The following is a 15,547-nucleotide window of genomic DNA, read 5'->3' on the forward strand; positions in this document are numbered from 1 at the left end:
CACACAACCTCATTTTGGATTAATCATACACACAAAAACCCATTTGAGATACTTTTCACCCCATATCTAATGATTCAATTTTCACTTCCAATTCGATACTGGTCGTATACCCGCTGTCTGTACTCAGGCTATGCGTCAGGGTCGTGATAATCCATTCAGCCGTATCGATAGCCTGCTTAAACCCGCTGACTTTCACCGGCATTTCTGTGTAGAGATCTGCGCGCCCCCGCGCCAGCTGCAGCGAGAAAGACGCCACGCCACGCTGCAGCCGTTCCCACTGCATTTTGGCGGCGCGCTCTGCGTTGCTCCGGTTGGCATAGGTCCGGCTCAGCACCAGCACGTTTTCATCCGTTCCGATCAGATAATCCCCCTGCTTCGCTTCCGGCTCCTTTTTTATGGCCGTGGCTTTGCGCCGGCGCTTCACCTTCGCTTCCGGCTTTTTTTCCGGCTCGCGGGTGTGCAACCAGCTGGCGATCACGCCGGTGTAGGCGTCGCGGTCAGCCAGGGTAAAGCGATGGCCATCACCATCTTTGCGCTGAATGGTTATAACCGGCAGCGGTCTGCCGCTCGCGGTTTTGCCCTGCCCCTGCCGGATAAACAGCAGGTTGCCATTTTTCACGCACGCAACGGCGCCGCACTGCTTCGCAAGCCGCATCAGAAAGCTGGCGTCTGACTCGTTCGTCTGGTCGATGTGATCGATCGCCATTTTCGCCACGTCCTCACCCAGCGCGACCTCCAGCCGGTGCCGTGCGGCGATATCTTTCACCATCTCGCCCACGGTGGTTTTATGCCAGGATTTCTCCCTTTTGATGTTAAGCGTCTGCCGGAAATCGGCGCTGCGGGCGCGCAGCACCAGACGGTCAGGCGTGCCGGTGTGCTCGATTTCGTCCACGGTGTAGCTGCCTTTCGGAAAAAGCACTTCACCCTGCCAGCCCAGCGCCAGCTCCAGCAAAACGCCACGGCGCGGCAGCTGCAGCTGGCCGTCGGCGTCGTCCAGTTCGATGTCCAGCTGATCGGCCTCAAACCCACGGTTATCTGTCAGCGTCAGGCTCAGCAGCCGTTTTTCAAGCTTCTGTGTGATGTCGGCCCCCTCCAGCGTCAGCCGGAATGCAGGCGCGTTCCCCGCCCCGTTAATCCACTGACCGCCCGTCATGAAAACAGACCTCCCGCAGCGGTAGCCAGCCTGCCGGCAGTGGCGGAGGCCGCGCTCTGCATGGCGGTGAGCTGATCGCTCAGACTGCCGAACATGTCCGCCAGCGACTCGTCGGCCCGTTTCAGGGTGAGCGTGAACTCAATGCGCCGGCATTCGCCGTTGCTGAAAAACTCAGCTTTGGTCTGGCTCAGGCTCTCGATCACGTACATGCCGTAAATTGTGCCGCTGCCCTCAATCAGCGGCCATGCGCGACCCAGTTCTGCGATTTGCTCCAGCGCGTATAACGTCAGCCTGCCGCCGGTAATCTCCGGCAGCAGCACACCGGAAAGCGTCAGCGTGTCGTTATCCGGCCCGAGGAACTGCAGCGAGGGGCGCACGCCCACCCGGCTGTTTGCCGGAAATCGCCAGCTGCGCTGCAGCTGCAGCTCCTGATAAGGGACCGTTTTCAGCATGAAAACGAACATCCCTAGCGTCATCATCATTCGTCAAATCCTCCCCTGTCGCGGTAGCTGCTGCGGGCGCGGGCCTGCACCTGCCGCTCTTTTGCCTCAAGTCTGCGCATCACTTCATCGACCAGATCCTGCTGGCTTTGCCCTGGCTGCTGCACGATGGTGATCGGCGCGTGAATACTGACAGCAGGGACGGCGCCAGCCGCTGATTTTGTACGGGCCACGTCCTGCCGGTACGCCTGCGCGGGCAGGCTCAGCGGGTGCAGCGGTTTCGCCTCGCCAGTAGCCGCCGCGCCGCCGAGCGCCAGCGCCGCCAGCGCGGCCAGCTGCGCAGTACTCCTGCGGCTGGTGACGTTCGCCGGCCCGCTGACAAGCTCCGGCCCGTTCTCGCCGGCCACGCCAAACTGCCCGGACGGGATAAACCCGCCGCTGTCGTACATGCCGGCAAATGCAGGAAACCCGCCCGGCGGCAGCGCTACCCCGCTGCCCGTTTTTACATGCGGTGCACGCAGCTTATCTCCGTCAGGCTTCAGAAAATCCGGCAGGTAATCGGTGAGGGATGAAAGCTTGCTTTTCAGCGCGTCCCATTTCTGGCTGACGCCTGCCAGCAGCCCGTCAATCATCTGCGCGCCGGCTTCCTGAAACCGTGCCGGCAGCGCCTGCACGTCTGCCACAATTTCGTTCCATTTGGTGCTGATGTAGCTGCGGATCGCGGTCCAGACGCTACCCACCTTCGTGCTGATGGCGTCCCACATCGCGGAAAGTTTTGGCCCGAGCGTCTCCCAGTTCTGCCAGATAAGCAGCGCCCCGGCGGCAATCAGGCCAATCGCCACCAGAATCGGGTTCGCCATCATCAGTCGCCCCAGCCACAGCACCGCGTTGCCGGCTATGCCAATCCCGCTTTTGAACAACCCGAACGCGCTGAACGCCTTAAATCCCAGCCACTGCACCGCTTTGCCAGCAATCCCAATCCCGCTTTTCAGCAGCCCAAACGCGGTGATCCCATTCAGCCCCAGCACGCTGCAGCTCAGCCGCAGCAGCGCCAGCGGACCGAGGATTGCCGCTGCCGCCAGTGAGAGCGCGCCGAGAGCTGTCGCGCCAATGGCAAACGCGGCGCCCATTTTGAACAGCGCCGCCGTCAGCTGCGGGTGCTGCTTAACGAACTCACCGAGTCCGGATGCCACTTCGCCGAGCCAGTCGGCCAGCAGCTTCAGCGCGGGGGCCACCGTTTCACCGATGGCGGCCATTGCGTTAGTAAACGAACCGGTTGCCGCCTCCCATTTATTGCCAAGAGTGCTCAGCGAGGCGTCAACGCGCTCACGCAGTGAGGCCTGCGTTTCCAGCTTCTGCGCCGCGTCCCGGTAGCCCGCGATGCCTTTGCTGATCATGATCTGGACGACCTGCGACACCTCCGCGTCATCCCCGAACAGGCTCTTGATCGTGGAAAGTCTTTGCTCGGTGTTCAGCTGGCTGATTTGCGCCAGCTGCTTATACATTTTCTCAAACCCGCCGAACTCGCCTTTGCCGTCGGTGAAGTTGAATTTCACCCCGGTGCCTTTCAGGTCATCATTCACGCCCTGAATGTTTTCGCTGTCCATCATGCCCTGAAACACCTTGCGGTAGGCGTTGCCCGCCGACTCGCCGGCCATGCTTGACTGGTCAGCCATCACCAGTAGCGGCGCAAACGCTTTTGCTGCATCAATGCCCTGCATCTTGATGATGTTCATTGCGCTGCTGATTTTGGCGTAACCCTGCAGCATGTTGCCGGGGTCAACGCCGGCGTAAAATCCCTTCTGAATGATGTCCGTCAGACGCATCATGTCTTTTTCGCTGGTCTGCGTGGCGTCCTGCAGCTTCGCGGCAAACTCCGCCGCGTCTGTCGGTGCCATCTTCAGCTGCACACCGAGATAGGCCGTTGCCTCACCCAGCCCGCCGAGGATCGCCTGCGCGCTCATGCCCTGTCGGCGGAGCATGGTCATCATGTTCTGAAAGTCTGCTGTGGTGCCGGGCAGCTTATCGCCCAGGCTTACGGCCAGGCGGTTGATTTTCTCAAACTCGGCCGAGACCTTCGCGCCCGGCCCCATAAGCGAGGCAGCAAGCTGCGTTGCTGCGTCCTCGGACTCTACGAAGGCACGAACCGGGGCCATCATGGTGACGCCGGTTGCTACACCCGAAGCCACCATGCCCGCGCCGTTACCGGCAAGGCTGTTACGTAAATTGATCGTTTTATCATGGGTCGCCCGGATGGCGGCCAGCTTCTGCTGGTATTCGCTTTGCCTTCGCAACTCCGCCTGCTGGCGCTCGCCCAGCCTGCGCAGCTCCGCCTGCTGCCGCTCAATCGCCCCCGTTGCCGCCTGCGCGTCAGTTTTGAGCCGCCGCTGCGCGGCGCTGAGCTGCTTTGTATCAATACCGGTGGCGTTCAGCGCCTCGCGCTGGCGCTGCACCGACAGCCGCAGGCCGTTATAGGTCTGCTGCAGCTGGCTGGCGCGGTTCTTAGCCTGCTCAAGCAGGCGCGCCTGCGCGGCGGTGGGCCGGTTAGTTTCGGTGAACTGCACGCCAAGCCGCGCCGCTTCCTCACGGGCGGCTTTGAGATTGTTAGCGGTTACGGCCAGCTGAGAGCGCGTCTTGCGGAAACCGTCAATCCGGCCCGCCTGATCATTTAGGGATTTCAGGCCGTCTTTGCTGGCCTTCAGCGCGGCGGCCAGCTCTTTTGAGCCGTCGCTTGCACTTTGAATAGGGCGCGTGATTTTATCGACCGCGCTTAATACCACCTGCAGGCGCAGGTTTGTGTTACTCATCGTCGCCGGCTCCGCTTCGCTGAATTGCTTTGTGCCGCCACTCCAGCACGTCCGTCAGCGACTCCGCGTACATGACCGGCGGCGGCCAGTGAAAAACGGTAGCGATGTCCGCTACCAGATCTTCTACCGTCAGGCCGTCGGGAAAGCTGACAGCGCCGACTTCGGCAACAAAAAAGTGACCACCTCGACGGAGAGCGACAGCAGGTCGGCCGGGTCCATTTCGCTGATTTCCTGCGCGGTAAGCGCGGGCGTGGTGACGCGCGGCAATACAACCATCATTGCGTTGACGTCCATATCCATCAGCGCCTGCAGGCGGGTGCCGCGCAGCGCACCGGACTGCGGCTTGCGGACGGTGATGTGGGTGATTTCGGTTTTGCCGCGCAGCAGCGGGGTATCCAGCTCGATGGCTTTTTCAGTGGTTTTATCAGTCATGATGCGATTCCGTTAATAAGGGATGAAGCGGCAGGTCGGTGCCTGCCGGGTTGATTACAGGCCGAGAGCGTTCCGGTGCGCTTCCATCAGGTCAGTGCCGCCAACGATTTCGATCATGTTCACCAGATCGCACTCATAGAGCACCTCACCGTTAATGGTCAGCTTGGCGTAGCTGTTGGTGCCTGACACCTTCGTGGTGCTGGATTCGCCGGTCTTCCACTCGCCGGAATCCAGCTCTTTGTAACGTCCGCGCGTAACCAGCTCGACCGCCTGCACCTCGCCGGTGTCGTCACGCTGGATGGAGCCGGTAAAGCGCAGCTGAATTCCGTCCACGGTGGTAGTGCCCATCTGTTTAAACAGCAGCGACTCGGTGCCACCGATGGTAAATTCCGTATCCAGCGCGCCGTCGTCCAGTCCCATGTCGATATCCACCGCGCCAGCCATGCCGCCGCCGCGATATTTCTCAAACTTACGGGTGAATTTGGGCAGCGTCACAGACTCAGCCAGCCCCTGCCAGTTGTTGCCGGCGTTGAACATGTTCAGGTGCTTAAGCTTGCGGGGTAATGCCATGATTCAGTCTCCTTATGCGCCCACGCGGCTGCTGAAATCGACCAGATACTGGTCGGTGATGCGCTGACGCAGCAGCAGGTTTTCCAGCGGCGGCACCGGTGTGTAGTCGTAATCGATCAGCAGCTTGCCCGCCTTTAGCGTCTCTTTGTCATTGACGCTCGCATCCAGCCAGCAGTCGGCGCCGATCAGGTATCCCTGAGTCACCAGGCTGCGCAGCTTCGCGCGGATACCCTCGATAATGTCGCGGGCCAGCGACGGGTTCAGCGGGCCGTCAACGGACCACATCTGCGCCTCGGCCATGGTGTCCATCAGCACCTGTGCGGTACGGGTGTAGCACTCAAACGCAAACAGCGGATCATCGCTCAGGCAGCGGGAACCCCAGAAGCGGTAGCCGTCTTTGCGAATAAGCGTGGTGACGTCGTTCTGGTTCAGCAGGCCCGCGTCGGTAGCCGGTTCCTGTAAATCCCAGAATACGTCCTTAGAAATGCCGGTCACGCCGTTGACGCCGACGTTAGAGAGCGACTTATGCCAGCCGGTCTGCTCGTCGATTTTGGCGCGCAGGCCCAGCGCGCGGGCGGTGGCGTAAGCGGTGGCGTCCTGCTTCAGCACGGTGTCGAAGCTGATGAAGTCAGGCCAGATCAGCATCCCTTCGCGCTGGCTGAAGTTGGCGCGGTAAGCGATCGCCTCCTCCACGCTTTTGCAGCCGTAGGCGGACAGGTACGCAAACCCGCGCAGACTCTGCGCCACGCTTAGCAGCTCGGTTGCAACGGCCTGCGTATCGTGTCCCGGCGCGCCGAGGATGCGCGGCTTAACGCCGCACACCGACTGCGCGGCCAGCAACGCTTTCATACCGGTGCGCTGGCCGTCGGTGACGCCGCCGATGATATTCGCGGAGGTTTCCGCCTCGGTCTCACCCTGTGGCACGCGCACCACCACGGTGACGGGTTTGGACTGGTCGGCGATAGCGTCGAGCGATCGGGCCAGCGTGCCGGATTCGCCCGCCTTGCCGCTGGCGGTGAGTACGTCGGTCAGCAGCACCGGGCGGTTAAGCGGGAACGTTGCCGGGTCGGCGTCGTCGCCGGTGCAGACCAGCCCGACGATCGCGGTACTGACGGTGGTAATGGTTCGGGTGCCCTCGTTGATTTCCTCAACGCGCACGCCGTGATGATAATCCTGTGCCATGTGGCGGTTCTCCTGTTAAGGGGTTCCGCTATGGTGAAAGTTCGCGGGCGCGGGTGCATCCTTCGGGGTTTGTGTGGGGAATGACACAATGAAAACAGGCCCGGATTGGGCCTGCGATTTATTCAGGTTTGGCTGGCCAGCTGATATTGGGTGCACCGGATACATCAATCATATTCAGCAGGTCGATGTAATCCATCCAGGCGTTTAGCGTTTGCTTTTCGTTTTCAGTCAATGCCCTCCCCATCATCACTTTCGTCTGCAGGAGAGAAATTCGCTGAGTGGCTTCGTCAATCAGCGTCTTTCGTTGCTTATTCGCGTTGGCTACATATTGCGCCAGTTGCTGTGCTTTCGCCTCGTCACTCATGAACCACGTTTTTTTAGCATCATCCCACCCGCTAAACTCGTTGGGCCGAGGTGGGGAGACTACAAAACGCGCGTTGCTGAAGTAAACCCGACACGCGCCATTAACGGCAATAAAATATTCCTGATACTCTTCCTGGCTAATTTCGCGGACGTCTGTCGGAATATCATCAACTGCGGCGTTTGCTTCAAATGATTCATCATAGAAAGCCTGCGTTACTTCTGAAAATCTCATCGTCAATACCCCAGCGCGATATAAGAACCAGTCATCGATGTGTTAGGACTTCGGCACTGAAAACCAAAAGATCCGGTCGTCCTGCTTTTGCCAAAAGCCCAGGCCATTTCCTGCTGCCCCGCCCCGCCAACATCAGACGAGCCACCGGTAATCACCTGAAGGACATTATTCGGAAACGCCACTGGCCATGTAACAGAGGCTGTCGGGCTTTCATAAACCCCGCCCGTACCAGTGCTTCCCGTTACGCTGGTAAAAGAGCCCCACTGGATGTAAAGCACCTTTTTGACGCCGGCAATAACCATTGGGATTTTGATATAACCTGATTCCCCGATAACACCGCCGCCCGCCCCGGCCAGCGCCAGCTCGGTAAGCCCCAGCACCGATAACGCGTCAGGGATTTTACCCGCATCAGCAATCTCTTTTAGGGCGCTGCTAATTTTAAGGTACTGATTATGAGGATTCACCTCCTCAACGTGCCTCATCATCGCATCGTCGCTATACTCTTTTGCCTGCTCAAGACGCGCGTCAGCGTACTGCTTTGCAATAATCACGCCGTCGTCCACGTACTTCCGTGTTGCCAGCACAACCGATGGATCGACTTTCAGGGTGACTGCAGACGTGCTGTTGACAATAAGAATCATGCGCACCGTCTGCGTGCGACCGCTGCCCTCGGCCAGTTGCGGCTTATAGGTTTCGGCACAGTTAGCCACAGCAATTAGTGCGCCGTCGGCGTCATACAGTCCGATTTCACGGATCCAGAAACCGCCGTCGCTCTCGGGAATAATCTGTTCTGCAATGATCTGGCTGCTGTTGGCTGAATCAATCGCAAGTGAATTAAGCTGCGCCCGGCGCTTCTCGCCTACAAGCTTAGTCTGCGCCGCATCGGGCGTTGGCAGCGTCCCGCCGCCGTCGCCAACAGCCATCTCCTTAATCTCCACTTTCGTGCCAAGCGCGGCAGCGTTCGCAAGCTTTGCTGCGCCCTGATTAGTCAGCAGGGCGTAATATTTTGTCGTCATGCGTTTACTTCCATCAGGTCAATGAGGTGCACCGCCGCGCCGGAATAGCCCGTGCCGCCGGTGCTGATAATGTCAGGGGTATAGGGGTAAACGGTTAGCTCGTCGCCGCTGTAACTGGTCGCGGCTACCGGTAGCGCGCCGTATGCATCAAGATTGATTGACAGCCCTATTAGGTGACGGCTACAGGGTTTCGCATCGGCTATGACGCGCTCCAGTTCGTTGTACATCTCTTCCGTAATGCCGGTATCAAGCACGCCTACATCAAGCCGAAACGTGCCGGGCGTCTCACCGGTTTTCCACCACTCAATAACACGGATGAGATATCCGAGCGGCTCCACCACACGCCGGATTGCACTGATGGTTCCCTTGTGCTGATGGATGTAAAACGCATCCTGCACTACCTTGCGCTTAACGTTCTCCGCCCAGCCCTCATCCCAGCGATCCACCGAAAACGACCAGGCAAGATAGGGAAGAAAACTCACCGGGCAGGTGATCGGATTCCACAGTTCGCGCAGCGGCACGTTCAGCCCGGAAATGTCCGCGCACGCCTCTGCCAGACGGCGCTCAAGTGCCGCAGAGCCGGGCGGCATCAGGCTGCTGTTGCTCATGACGCCACCCCGTCAGCGGCCACCGACACGTCGGTGCCCGTGCAGTTGCCGGCCTGCGTGCGGTCCATGATGATGTCCTCTGCCGGCTCGATCATTTCCACCCAGTCCACACCGGCCACGCGCAGCACCGCGCCGTAAGACTCCCGGCGCACGCTGCGACCCAGCTTTTTCTGTTCGGTAAGGTAGGCGGTCAGCCTTTCGTTTGCCGCCTCAAGGCACGGACCGGCGGCCACGCCGTCGAACAGGTGCAGCTTCGCCTTAACGCTGTAATCGTGAATGATTGCCGCCTGCGTGGTCACGCGGTCCGCCACCGGACGCACGCTCTCGGCGTTCAGTGCTGCGTTCACTGTAGCCAGTAAGTCAGCTGTTGCAGTGCCGTTGTCTTCGCGGCTCAGCACGGTGATCAGCACCTCCGCCGGCGCCGGGCTGGTTGCGGACACGTCCAGCACCCGCCCGTCGGCGCTTTTCGCGTGGAACTCATAGGCACCCGTCGGCCCGGCCACGGATAAACCCTCGAATGCTTCCGGCACGCGCACACGTAAGGCGTCGTCGGTTTCCATCACCGCATCAACCGGCGGCACCGCGTCGGGGTTGGCCGGCGTCACGGTCAGGCGCTTCACGTTATTCAGCGCGGCCAGCTGGTCCAGATCGCTGCCCAGCGCATAGGCCACCATAACCGCCTGCGCCGCCTCGTTGATGCGCTGGCGCAGCAGGATTTCGCGGTACACGCTTTCCTGCAGCATTTTCACCATCGGATCGGACTCCAGCGCCAGCACGCGGCGCACGGCCGCCTGCTGCTCTGCCGGATAAAGCGCAATCAGCGCCGCTTTGCGTTCAGCCAGCAGCGTCTCAAAGTCCGGCACCTCAATAATCTCCGGTGCCGGCAGCTGTGAAAGGTCAATTACTGCCACTGTTGCCCCCTGTCGGTACGGATAAAGCGAGCGGCGATCCGTCGTCGCGCTGGCCGGCAATCTCAACCACCATCGAGCCGTCGTAGGCGCTGGTGATGTTTAAGGTGCTCAGTCTGATGCGCGGCTCCCATCGGCTCAGCGCGGTGTAGACCGCCGCCATCACCTGCAGGCGCGTGGCGTCATTCTGCGGGCGGTCAATCAGCACCGACAGCAGCGAGCCGTATTCGCGCCGCGCTATCCTGCTGCCCTCCGGCGTCACCAGAATGTCGCGCACGCTCTGGCGGATGTGGTCAATGTCCGTGATCGCCTCACCGGTGTCGCGGTTCATGCCGAGATACATTGTCATTGCGGACCGTCCGTTCTGCCGCCGCCGCGCTGGACGCCGCCGTGGTCATGGTCGTCAACTACCACGCCGTTTGAACTCATTTGTCCCCCGCCCTGCGTCACGTCGCCGCTAATCTTCGCGCCGCCATTAAGCTCCGTGCCGCCATGAATCGCAGTATCACCGGTGATTACGGTCGGGCTGTTAAGCCGCGTCTGGTCAGCGTTCACGACAAAGTGAGCGGTATTTAGCTCGATTTTATCCGACGCCTCAATCAGCACGCTTTTGATGTTCCTGATCAGCAGCTGGCCGGATTCAGGCTCATACTGAAACCAGCCGCCGTCCTTAAACACGGTGGTGGCACCGTCCTCTGAATAATCAGGTGGTGGGAAAGCCTCGGAATAGATGGCCGGCAGCGCAAACGCGGTTTCCAGATTGCCGCCGAGGCTCAGCAGTACAACCTGCTCCCCCACAGACGGCTTCCACCACGTACGTGTATTACCGGCGCGCAGGGTCAGCCAGTTGATCCAGTTTGTTTCAAGGTCGCCCGTTTTCACCCGGCACAGCCAGTTCACCTTATCCACCTCGGACACAATGCCGGTGCGGATCAGGTTGGTGATGAGGCGCATGATTTCGGTAAGTTTTTCGTTCATGGTGTGAGAGTGCATGACAGCAAAGGACTGTTAAACGAAACATCCTTGTGTGGTGTTTCTCACAATGAGATAGTTTATAAGTATCAGTTTTCGCAGATGGCGATGGTTAAGGACAAAATATGATTCTTTATAAGTATGTTGATTTAGGCGGCTTTAATAAAATAATACAAAATTTCACGTTGAAGTTTTCTAAAGCATCTTCCTTTAATGATCCTTTTGAATTAATTAGCCTTCATCATGGTGAGCCTCCCTATACCAATGACCAGTTAATCAGGCGTCATGCTGTATCTACTACGTATGGTATTTTATCACTCACTCGCAATCCGCTTAACCCTCTTATGTGGTCACATTATGGTAAAGGTAAATACGAAGAATCAAAAGGTGGAATGAGAGCCGATAGGGGTAACGATTCACATGCAGGCTTTGTATTTGGAATTGATGTGAATGAAGCTGGATTTAACTCAAATGATGAAAACGTAATACCTGCAAAATATGGAAATGTTATTTACACGTCAACGAAACCCAAGCACCCATTCGAAAACTCAGAAAATCATCGGGTTTACGAGGGGTTAACCTTAAGATATGAACCGGGTTTGCTTGAAGCTTTGCAACGTACCTTCCTGTACAAATCATCTCATTGGTCATATGAAGAAGAAGTCCGCGTTGTAAAAAATATTGACAGAGGATTTAACAGGGGGGAAATTCATGCTATTGATAAAACCGCCTTTAAAGAGCTATATATTGGCGTTAGAAATGCCTACAACAAGGATTACCTTAAAAAGATAAAAAGAAAAGTAAAAAACAAACTCCCTCACTGTAATTTATTTGCATGCTGGTTTGATAAAGAGGACTGGCAGTTTAATAAAATACCTATTGATGAAGCCATAGACTCGATTAAAAATCAATAAATCTCACTTTATTGCAAGCCAGCTTAATAAAATACCATTCACTGCTGCTTCGGCTTCCCCATTTATACCCAGCAGTGGGCGCTCAGCATATTTCACCATAATGCCTCGCCTGCTCACACGGTCACGCAGCTCGTAATGGTGAATACGGACCATACGCTGCACTGCAGGCGCAAAAACCATCTCGGCACTGTCGCCTTTGTCTTGAGATACTTTGCTGTCTTCAGCTTCGCAAACATTTTACGGCGAATGCGCCCCGGCTTGCTGCGGGCGCTGGCGCGGCGCGGTTCCCAAGCGCTGCATCCCCACACACTTCCACTACATTCCACATCTGCACGCCAATAACGCTGATATCTTCCAGCGCCTCGCCTTCATATGTTTCGCCGTCTTCACAGATGATGTAGTCCGGCCCGAGCCGGCCGATATGGCAAGTCCCATACGCCTCAAACAGGATGGTGTCACCTGGCTTTGGCCACACCGACCTGTCGATAATAGCCACCCCGTCACAAGTAGGAACGTGGAGCGTTTCAGACGGCCGCGAAGTGATCAGCACCGGACCACCGGCAGGTCGGAAACTTTTGTGGTATATGCCGGCGAAAGCATCTCGCGCTTCATCGCCCATGTGTTCTGTATACCCTGCCCTGCGAACCATAGATTCCCCTTCCCGCTCAGGTTGAGACCATCCATCACGCGCATCAGCGCCTCGCTGTTGGCCTGTGGTTTGTTTTCATCAAACAGATTCAGCTGCGACACGCCTTCGCTGTAGAAATCGCCCAGCATCACACCTGCCTTCATGTAGCGGTGCCCTTCAAGCCAGATGCGATCGAGCGCTTCTATGGCCACCCGGATGATGTCGCGCGTGTCGTTGGTTGGCGTAAGCACCTTGCCGGTCGACTGGTTGCCGTAGAAAACTTCGCCCACGGCGTGAGGGCTGGTCCGGACGAACACGGCTATCTGCGTGCAATACTGTCGCTCGCCGCGCAGCTTGCTCGCGGCACGCGCGGCGAAGGTACATATTGCTTCGCGCATGTCATCGTATTTGGTGAGCCGGGAGCCAAATGAGCGGGAGCAGACAATCTGCTGTTTGGTGGGGGCGAACTCTTCCAGCTGCAGGCATGGCTCACCGCGCAGCTCTCTGACGGTTCGCTCCAGCACAACGTTGAAGTGTTTGCGGATGGTGTAGGTGCTTTGCTCTGACAGGTCTCTGGCGGTCATGATGCCCATGGCGTTAAGCTTCTTGCTGATGCGCCGGCCGACGCCCCATACATCCTCAACCGGCACCAGCGCCATAAGCTTGCGCTGACGGTCGATGTTCGACAGGTCCAGCACGCCGCCGGTCTTCGTCCACTTCTTGGCTGCATGGTTAGCCAGTTTGGCGAGCGTTTTGGTCTGCGCTATCCCTACGCCTACGGTCAGGTGCGTTTCCTGCTTAACGCGCGCCCGGACAGCGCGTCCAAAGTCCTCAAGCGGGTGATTGCGCTGCATGCCGTCCAGGCACATAAACGCTTCGTCGATTGAGTAGATTTCCACGGCCGGCGCCATGCCCTCCAGCGTGCTCATCACGCGGTTGCTCATGTCGGCGTAGAGCGCATAGTTGGAGCTGAACACCTGCACCTTGTGCCGGCGGAATTCATCCTTCAGCTTGAAGTACGGCGCGCCCATGGGGATTTGCAGCGCTTTGGCCTCTGCCGATCGGGCAATAACACAACCGTCATTATTGCTCAGCACCACTACCGGCTTTCCCCGCAGATCGGGCCTGAATACTGTTTCGCAACTCGCATAGAACGAGTTCACATCGACCAGGGCAAACATCACACACCGCCGTTCGGATTGAACACCTGAAACAGGCGCTCTTCACCGTCGGTTTTAGTGATGTCGCGGAACGTTGTGGTGTGCATCTCGATCCACTTATTGGCCGCCCGCAGCGTGTAATGCCAGTTCAGCCGGTCAAGCTCCCTGATGAAGTCGAGTGTGCTGATGGTATAGCGGCCGGCAGCGTCGCGTTTCACCGCCTGCCGGAAAGCAATCATGATTTCGTAGTCGCGTGGCATGGTCATTTACCTCCGTGATAAATACTGTATGGATAAACAGTAATATCGATCGGTGGAACTGATCAAGCCGCTGCGGTTGGGGTTTTTGTAAAGCCTTTGGTGAGTAAAGAGATTTAGTTTTTAGTGATGGAGACGCGGTACTTCTGTTCGCCGCCAAGGGGGCGCACGGCCGGCCGCTCAGGGAAACCATTGCACTCATTAATCCCGGCGTGCATGCGGTCATTTTCGGCGAACAGGGTTGCTTACTCGCTGAGCCAGCGCAGCAGCGTATCGCGCACCGTGCTTTCCACCTCCGCGTTTACGCCCAGCAGCGGACGCTCGGCATATTGCACAACCGTGCCGCGCCGGTTTACGCGGTCCCGCAGCCCGTAATGGTGGACGCGCGCCAGCTTCTGCACCGCCGGCACAAAACTGATTTCGGCCGCATTGTCGTCTGCCTGTGTCTTCAGATATTTGGCAGTCTTGAGCTTCGCAAACATTTTGCGGCGTATGCGGCCCGGCTTGCTGCGGGCGCTGACGCGGCGCGGTTCCCACGCGGTACCGTCCGGCGCACGCTGCGCGGTGATATTTGCCTGCTGAATGCGCCGCACGTCGCGGGCGACCTCGCGCAGCATCTTTCTGCGCGCCGCCGGCGCCAGCTGCGTCAGCAAAGCATCCAGCCAGGCGTCCACTTCATGCAGCTCAGCCATGATTTTCCGTCCAGAATTCATCCGGGATTTCCGGCTCCGGCACGGCTTCCACCGACATCTTTCCGTCTACCTCGCGGGCGATCACGCGCTCGGTCAGCCGGATATTCATGCTGATGTCGCAGCGGTCATTGCCGAGGATATCAACCTCAAACGCGAACAGCCTTTCCCGCTCCGCGCTGTTCTGCAGCGCGTCAGGCTGGTTCTCCATCAGCCAGAACAGTACCGGCGCCATCAGCAGGTTCTGATCGCCGGTAAAGTCGGTGATCACCACGTTCAGCGTGTAGCGGTATTCCCACGACATTGAGGCGGCGGAGGTGGCGACCAGCTGGCCGGCGTCAACAAACAGGTGCAGCCTGTCGGGGTTTTCATCCACATAGGGCACCGACTTATTCAGGGCGCGGCGTAAGGACTGCGGCTTGTTCATCGTCTTTTTCCTGACAGCTGATTATGGTGTCTACCTTGTCGGCGCATGCTGCCCACGCGGCCTCCGTTTCATCCAGCAGCGCGTTCAGGTCGCCGTTACTGCGCGGCCCTGCCGGGTCGAGCTGGCAGCGGGTGATTTTCGGACAGCCACTGACGGTAAGACTCACCTCCGGCGAGGGCCGGACGCTGGCGCAGCCGGACAACAGGATCAGGCAGAGCGGTGTCAGACCAGCGGCGAAGGTCTTCATTTTCACGTTTCAGTTCCTCAATGGTGCGCTGCCGCTCGCGCAGTAATTTGCCGTTCTGCTCGGCGGCGGCAAACAGCTGCGTCTGCGCGCGGCTGCTGGTCTGCGTCAGGATATTCAGGGCAATCAGCTGGCCGTTTTTCTGTGACAGCTTTTTGCCCTGGCTTTCAATGGTGGTCGCCTGGGTATCAATACGGCTGTCCGCCGTACTGAGCCGCCACGACTGCACGCCGAGCGCGGCCAGCAGCGCACATACCAGCACCGCAAGCGCGCGCATCATGCTGCAGCAGGCTCTGCAAGCTGGCTGCGCAGCAGGTTATAAATCACCACGGCCAACAGGTAGCAGACCAGCGTGATCACCCATCCCGAAAAGGCCAGCGACATCACGATCAGCAGCTTCAGCAGCCAGCCCGCATATTTCGGTACGGCCTGCGCGTCGCTGCCGGCCAGCAACTTTTGCAGCGCCGCCTTCAGGCGCTGCCGGGTCGCGCCTTCAGAACACAGCACCCCCACAGCGCAGCCGGCCAGCGCACCGGTCAAGATAT

Annotated in this window: 22 protein-coding genes and 1 pseudogene; 1 reads left to right on the forward strand and 22 read right to left on the reverse strand. The window is 58.5% G+C overall.

Annotated elements, in window-relative coordinates:
* Window positions 1-55: 55 nt before the first annotated feature.
* The 13 genes from FT726_RS06705 to FT726_RS06765 form a co-directional block, all read right to left on the reverse strand.
* On the reverse strand, window positions 56-1,153 hold the full coding sequence (locus tag FT726_RS06705) for a phage late control D family protein (protein WP_346302582.1): 1,098 nt from the start codon (window positions 1,151-1,153) through the stop codon (window positions 56-58).
* Window positions 1,150-1,635 carry a phage tail protein gene (locus tag FT726_RS06710; RefSeq protein WP_346302583.1) on the reverse strand — a complete coding sequence of 162 codons (486 nt, stop codon included), beginning with the start codon at window positions 1,633-1,635 and terminating at the stop codon, window positions 1,150-1,152. Before FT726_RS06710 ends, FT726_RS06705 begins: the two co-directional genes overlap by 4 nt.
* Window positions 1,632-4,400, reverse strand: a complete 2,769-nt coding sequence (locus FT726_RS06715) for a phage tail tape measure protein (protein WP_346302584.1) — start codon at window positions 4,398-4,400, stop codon at window positions 1,632-1,634. Before FT726_RS06715 ends, FT726_RS06710 begins: the two co-directional genes overlap by 4 nt.
* A complete protein-coding gene (locus FT726_RS06720) occupies window positions 4,393-4,533 on the reverse strand; it encodes a GpE family phage tail protein (protein ID WP_071778615.1) in 141 nt (46 codons plus the stop codon). The genes FT726_RS06715 and FT726_RS06720 overlap by 8 nt, the downstream gene beginning before the upstream one ends.
* Complete coding sequence (locus FT726_RS06725; RefSeq protein ID WP_058770874.1) at window positions 4,530-4,832, reverse strand: phage tail assembly protein; 303 nt, start codon at window positions 4,830-4,832, stop codon at window positions 4,530-4,532. Before FT726_RS06725 ends, FT726_RS06720 begins: the two co-directional genes overlap by 4 nt.
* A 54-nt stretch (window positions 4,833-4,886) precedes the next feature.
* On the reverse strand, window positions 4,887-5,402 hold the full coding sequence (locus tag FT726_RS06730) for a phage major tail tube protein (protein ID WP_166720167.1): 516 nt from the start codon (window positions 5,400-5,402) through the stop codon (window positions 4,887-4,889).
* Between the two features lie 12 nt (window positions 5,403-5,414).
* A complete protein-coding gene (locus FT726_RS06735) occupies window positions 5,415-6,584 on the reverse strand; it encodes a phage tail sheath protein (protein WP_346302585.1) in 1,170 nt (389 codons plus the stop codon).
* Between the two features lie 118 nt (window positions 6,585-6,702).
* A complete protein-coding gene (locus FT726_RS06740; RefSeq protein ID WP_346302586.1) occupies window positions 6,703-7,179 on the reverse strand; it encodes a tail fiber assembly protein in 477 nt (158 codons plus the stop codon).
* 2 nt (window positions 7,180-7,181) lie between these two features.
* Window positions 7,182-8,195, reverse strand: a complete 1,014-nt coding sequence (locus FT726_RS06745) for a phage tail protein (RefSeq protein ID WP_346302587.1) — start codon at window positions 8,193-8,195, stop codon at window positions 7,182-7,184.
* Entirely contained in the window at window positions 8,192-8,803 is a 612-nt protein-coding gene (locus tag FT726_RS06750; protein WP_346302588.1) for a phage tail protein I, read from the reverse strand. Before FT726_RS06750 ends, FT726_RS06745 begins: the two co-directional genes overlap by 4 nt.
* Window positions 8,800-9,714, reverse strand: coding sequence for a baseplate J/gp47 family protein (locus FT726_RS06755; RefSeq protein ID WP_346302589.1), 915 nt, complete (start codon window positions 9,712-9,714; stop codon window positions 8,800-8,802). Before FT726_RS06755 ends, FT726_RS06750 begins: the two co-directional genes overlap by 4 nt.
* Complete coding sequence (locus tag FT726_RS06760; RefSeq protein ID WP_346302590.1) at window positions 9,701-10,060, reverse strand: GPW/gp25 family protein; 360 nt, start codon at window positions 10,058-10,060, stop codon at window positions 9,701-9,703. Before FT726_RS06760 ends, FT726_RS06755 begins: the two co-directional genes overlap by 14 nt.
* Window positions 10,057-10,689, reverse strand: a complete 633-nt coding sequence (locus FT726_RS06765) for a phage baseplate assembly protein V (RefSeq protein ID WP_346302591.1) — start codon at window positions 10,687-10,689, stop codon at window positions 10,057-10,059. The genes FT726_RS06760 and FT726_RS06765 overlap by 4 nt, the downstream gene beginning before the upstream one ends.
* A 119-nt stretch (window positions 10,690-10,808) precedes the next feature.
* Between FT726_RS06765 and FT726_RS06770 the strand changes: the two genes are divergently transcribed.
* A complete protein-coding gene (locus FT726_RS06770; protein WP_346302592.1) occupies window positions 10,809-11,597 on the forward strand; it encodes a DUF2971 domain-containing protein in 789 nt (262 codons plus the stop codon).
* Between the two features lie 3 nt (window positions 11,598-11,600).
* Here FT726_RS06770 and FT726_RS06775 read toward each other — a convergent pair.
* The 9 genes and pseudogenes from FT726_RS06775 to FT726_RS06815 form a co-directional block, all read right to left on the reverse strand.
* Window positions 11,601-11,893 (reverse strand): annotated as a pseudogene (locus tag FT726_RS06775) (phage virion morphogenesis protein); the annotation flags it as partial.
* Complete coding sequence (locus FT726_RS06780; protein ID WP_346302599.1) at window positions 11,818-12,093, reverse strand: hypothetical protein; 276 nt, start codon at window positions 12,091-12,093, stop codon at window positions 11,818-11,820. The gene FT726_RS06780 and the pseudogene FT726_RS06775, both read right to left, overlap by 76 nt.
* Window positions 12,094-12,140: 47 nt before the next feature.
* Window positions 12,141-13,406: a translesion error-prone DNA polymerase V subunit UmuC gene (gene umuC, locus FT726_RS06785; RefSeq protein WP_346302593.1), complete on the reverse strand. Its 1,266-nt coding sequence runs from the start codon at window positions 13,404-13,406 to the stop codon at window positions 12,141-12,143.
* Window positions 13,406-13,645 carry a hypothetical protein gene (locus FT726_RS06790; protein ID WP_058771615.1) on the reverse strand — a complete coding sequence of 80 codons (240 nt, stop codon included), beginning with the start codon at window positions 13,643-13,645 and terminating at the stop codon, window positions 13,406-13,408. The genes umuC and FT726_RS06790 overlap by 1 nt, the downstream gene beginning before the upstream one ends.
* Window positions 13,646-13,887: 242 nt before the next feature.
* Complete coding sequence (locus FT726_RS06795) at window positions 13,888-14,334, reverse strand: phage virion morphogenesis protein (RefSeq protein WP_346302594.1); 447 nt, start codon at window positions 14,332-14,334, stop codon at window positions 13,888-13,890.
* Complete coding sequence (locus FT726_RS06800; protein WP_346302595.1) at window positions 14,327-14,758, reverse strand: phage tail protein; 432 nt, start codon at window positions 14,756-14,758, stop codon at window positions 14,327-14,329. Before FT726_RS06800 ends, FT726_RS06795 begins: the two co-directional genes overlap by 8 nt.
* Entirely contained in the window at window positions 14,721-14,960 is a 240-nt protein-coding gene (lysC, locus tag FT726_RS06805; RefSeq protein ID WP_346302596.1) for an Rz1-like lysis system protein LysC, read from the reverse strand. Before lysC ends, FT726_RS06800 begins: the two co-directional genes overlap by 38 nt.
* On the reverse strand, window positions 14,854-15,279 hold the full coding sequence (lysB, locus tag FT726_RS06810) for an Rz-like lysis system protein LysB (RefSeq protein ID WP_346302598.1): 426 nt from the start codon (window positions 15,277-15,279) through the stop codon (window positions 14,854-14,856). Before lysB ends, lysC begins: the two co-directional genes overlap by 107 nt.
* A partial coding sequence (locus FT726_RS06815) for a DNZ54_00345 family protein (protein ID WP_346302597.1) occupies window positions 15,279-15,547 on the reverse strand: 269 nt, incomplete at its 5' end. The genes lysB and FT726_RS06815, both read right to left, overlap by 1 nt.

The organism is Pantoea sp. Morm, from assembly GCF_016643525.1.
Lineage (GTDB): Bacteria > Pseudomonadota > Gammaproteobacteria > Enterobacterales > Enterobacteriaceae > Pantoea > Pantoea dispersa.

What these genes read in the sequence shown, in the direction of transcription:
- FT726_RS06705 (WP_346302582.1), bottom strand. Translation starts at nt 1,153, where the DNA reads ATGACGGGCGGTCAGTGGATTAACGGGGCGGGGAACGCGCCTGCATTC.
- FT726_RS06710 (WP_346302583.1), bottom strand. Translation starts at nt 1,635, where the DNA reads ATGATGATGACGCTAGGGATGTTCGTTTTCATGCTGAAAACGGTCCCT.
- FT726_RS06715 (WP_346302584.1), bottom strand. Translation starts at nt 4,400, where the DNA reads ATGAGTAACACAAACCTGCGCCTGCAGGTGGTATTAAGCGCGGTCGAT.
- FT726_RS06725 (WP_058770874.1), bottom strand. Translation starts at nt 4,832, where the DNA reads ATGACTGATAAAACCACTGAAAAAGCCATCGAGCTGGATACCCCGCTG.
- FT726_RS06730 (WP_166720167.1), bottom strand. Translation starts at nt 5,402, where the DNA reads ATGGCATTACCCCGCAAGCTTAAGCACCTGAACATGTTCAACGCCGGC.
- FT726_RS06735 (WP_346302585.1), bottom strand. Translation starts at nt 6,584, where the DNA reads ATGGCACAGGATTATCATCACGGCGTGCGCGTTGAGGAAATCAACGAG.
- FT726_RS06740 (WP_346302586.1), bottom strand. Translation starts at nt 7,179, where the DNA reads ATGAGATTTTCAGAAGTAACGCAGGCTTTCTATGATGAATCATTTGAA.
- FT726_RS06745 (WP_346302587.1), bottom strand. Translation starts at nt 8,195, where the DNA reads ATGACGACAAAATATTACGCCCTGCTGACTAATCAGGGCGCAGCAAAG.
- FT726_RS06750 (WP_346302588.1), bottom strand. Translation starts at nt 8,803, where the DNA reads ATGAGCAACAGCAGCCTGATGCCGCCCGGCTCTGCGGCACTTGAGCGC.
- FT726_RS06760 (WP_346302590.1), bottom strand. Translation starts at nt 10,060, where the DNA reads ATGACAATGTATCTCGGCATGAACCGCGACACCGGTGAGGCGATCACG.
- FT726_RS06765 (WP_346302591.1), bottom strand. Translation starts at nt 10,689, where the DNA reads ATGAACGAAAAACTTACCGAAATCATGCGCCTCATCACCAACCTGATC.
- FT726_RS06770 (WP_346302592.1), top strand. Translation starts at nt 10,809, where the DNA reads ATGATTCTTTATAAGTATGTTGATTTAGGCGGCTTTAATAAAATAATA.
- umuC (WP_346302593.1), bottom strand. Translation starts at nt 13,406, where the DNA reads ATGTTTGCCCTGGTCGATGTGAACTCGTTCTATGCGAGTTGCGAAACA.
- FT726_RS06790 (WP_058771615.1), bottom strand. Translation starts at nt 13,645, where the DNA reads ATGCCACGCGACTACGAAATCATGATTGCTTTCCGGCAGGCGGTGAAA.
- FT726_RS06795 (WP_346302594.1), bottom strand. Translation starts at nt 14,334, where the DNA reads ATGGCTGAGCTGCATGAAGTGGACGCCTGGCTGGATGCTTTGCTGACG.
- FT726_RS06800 (WP_346302595.1), bottom strand. Translation starts at nt 14,758, where the DNA reads ATGAACAAGCCGCAGTCCTTACGCCGCGCCCTGAATAAGTCGGTGCCC.
- lysB (WP_346302598.1), bottom strand. Translation starts at nt 15,279, where the DNA reads ATGCGCGCGCTTGCGGTGCTGGTATGTGCGCTGCTGGCCGCGCTCGGC.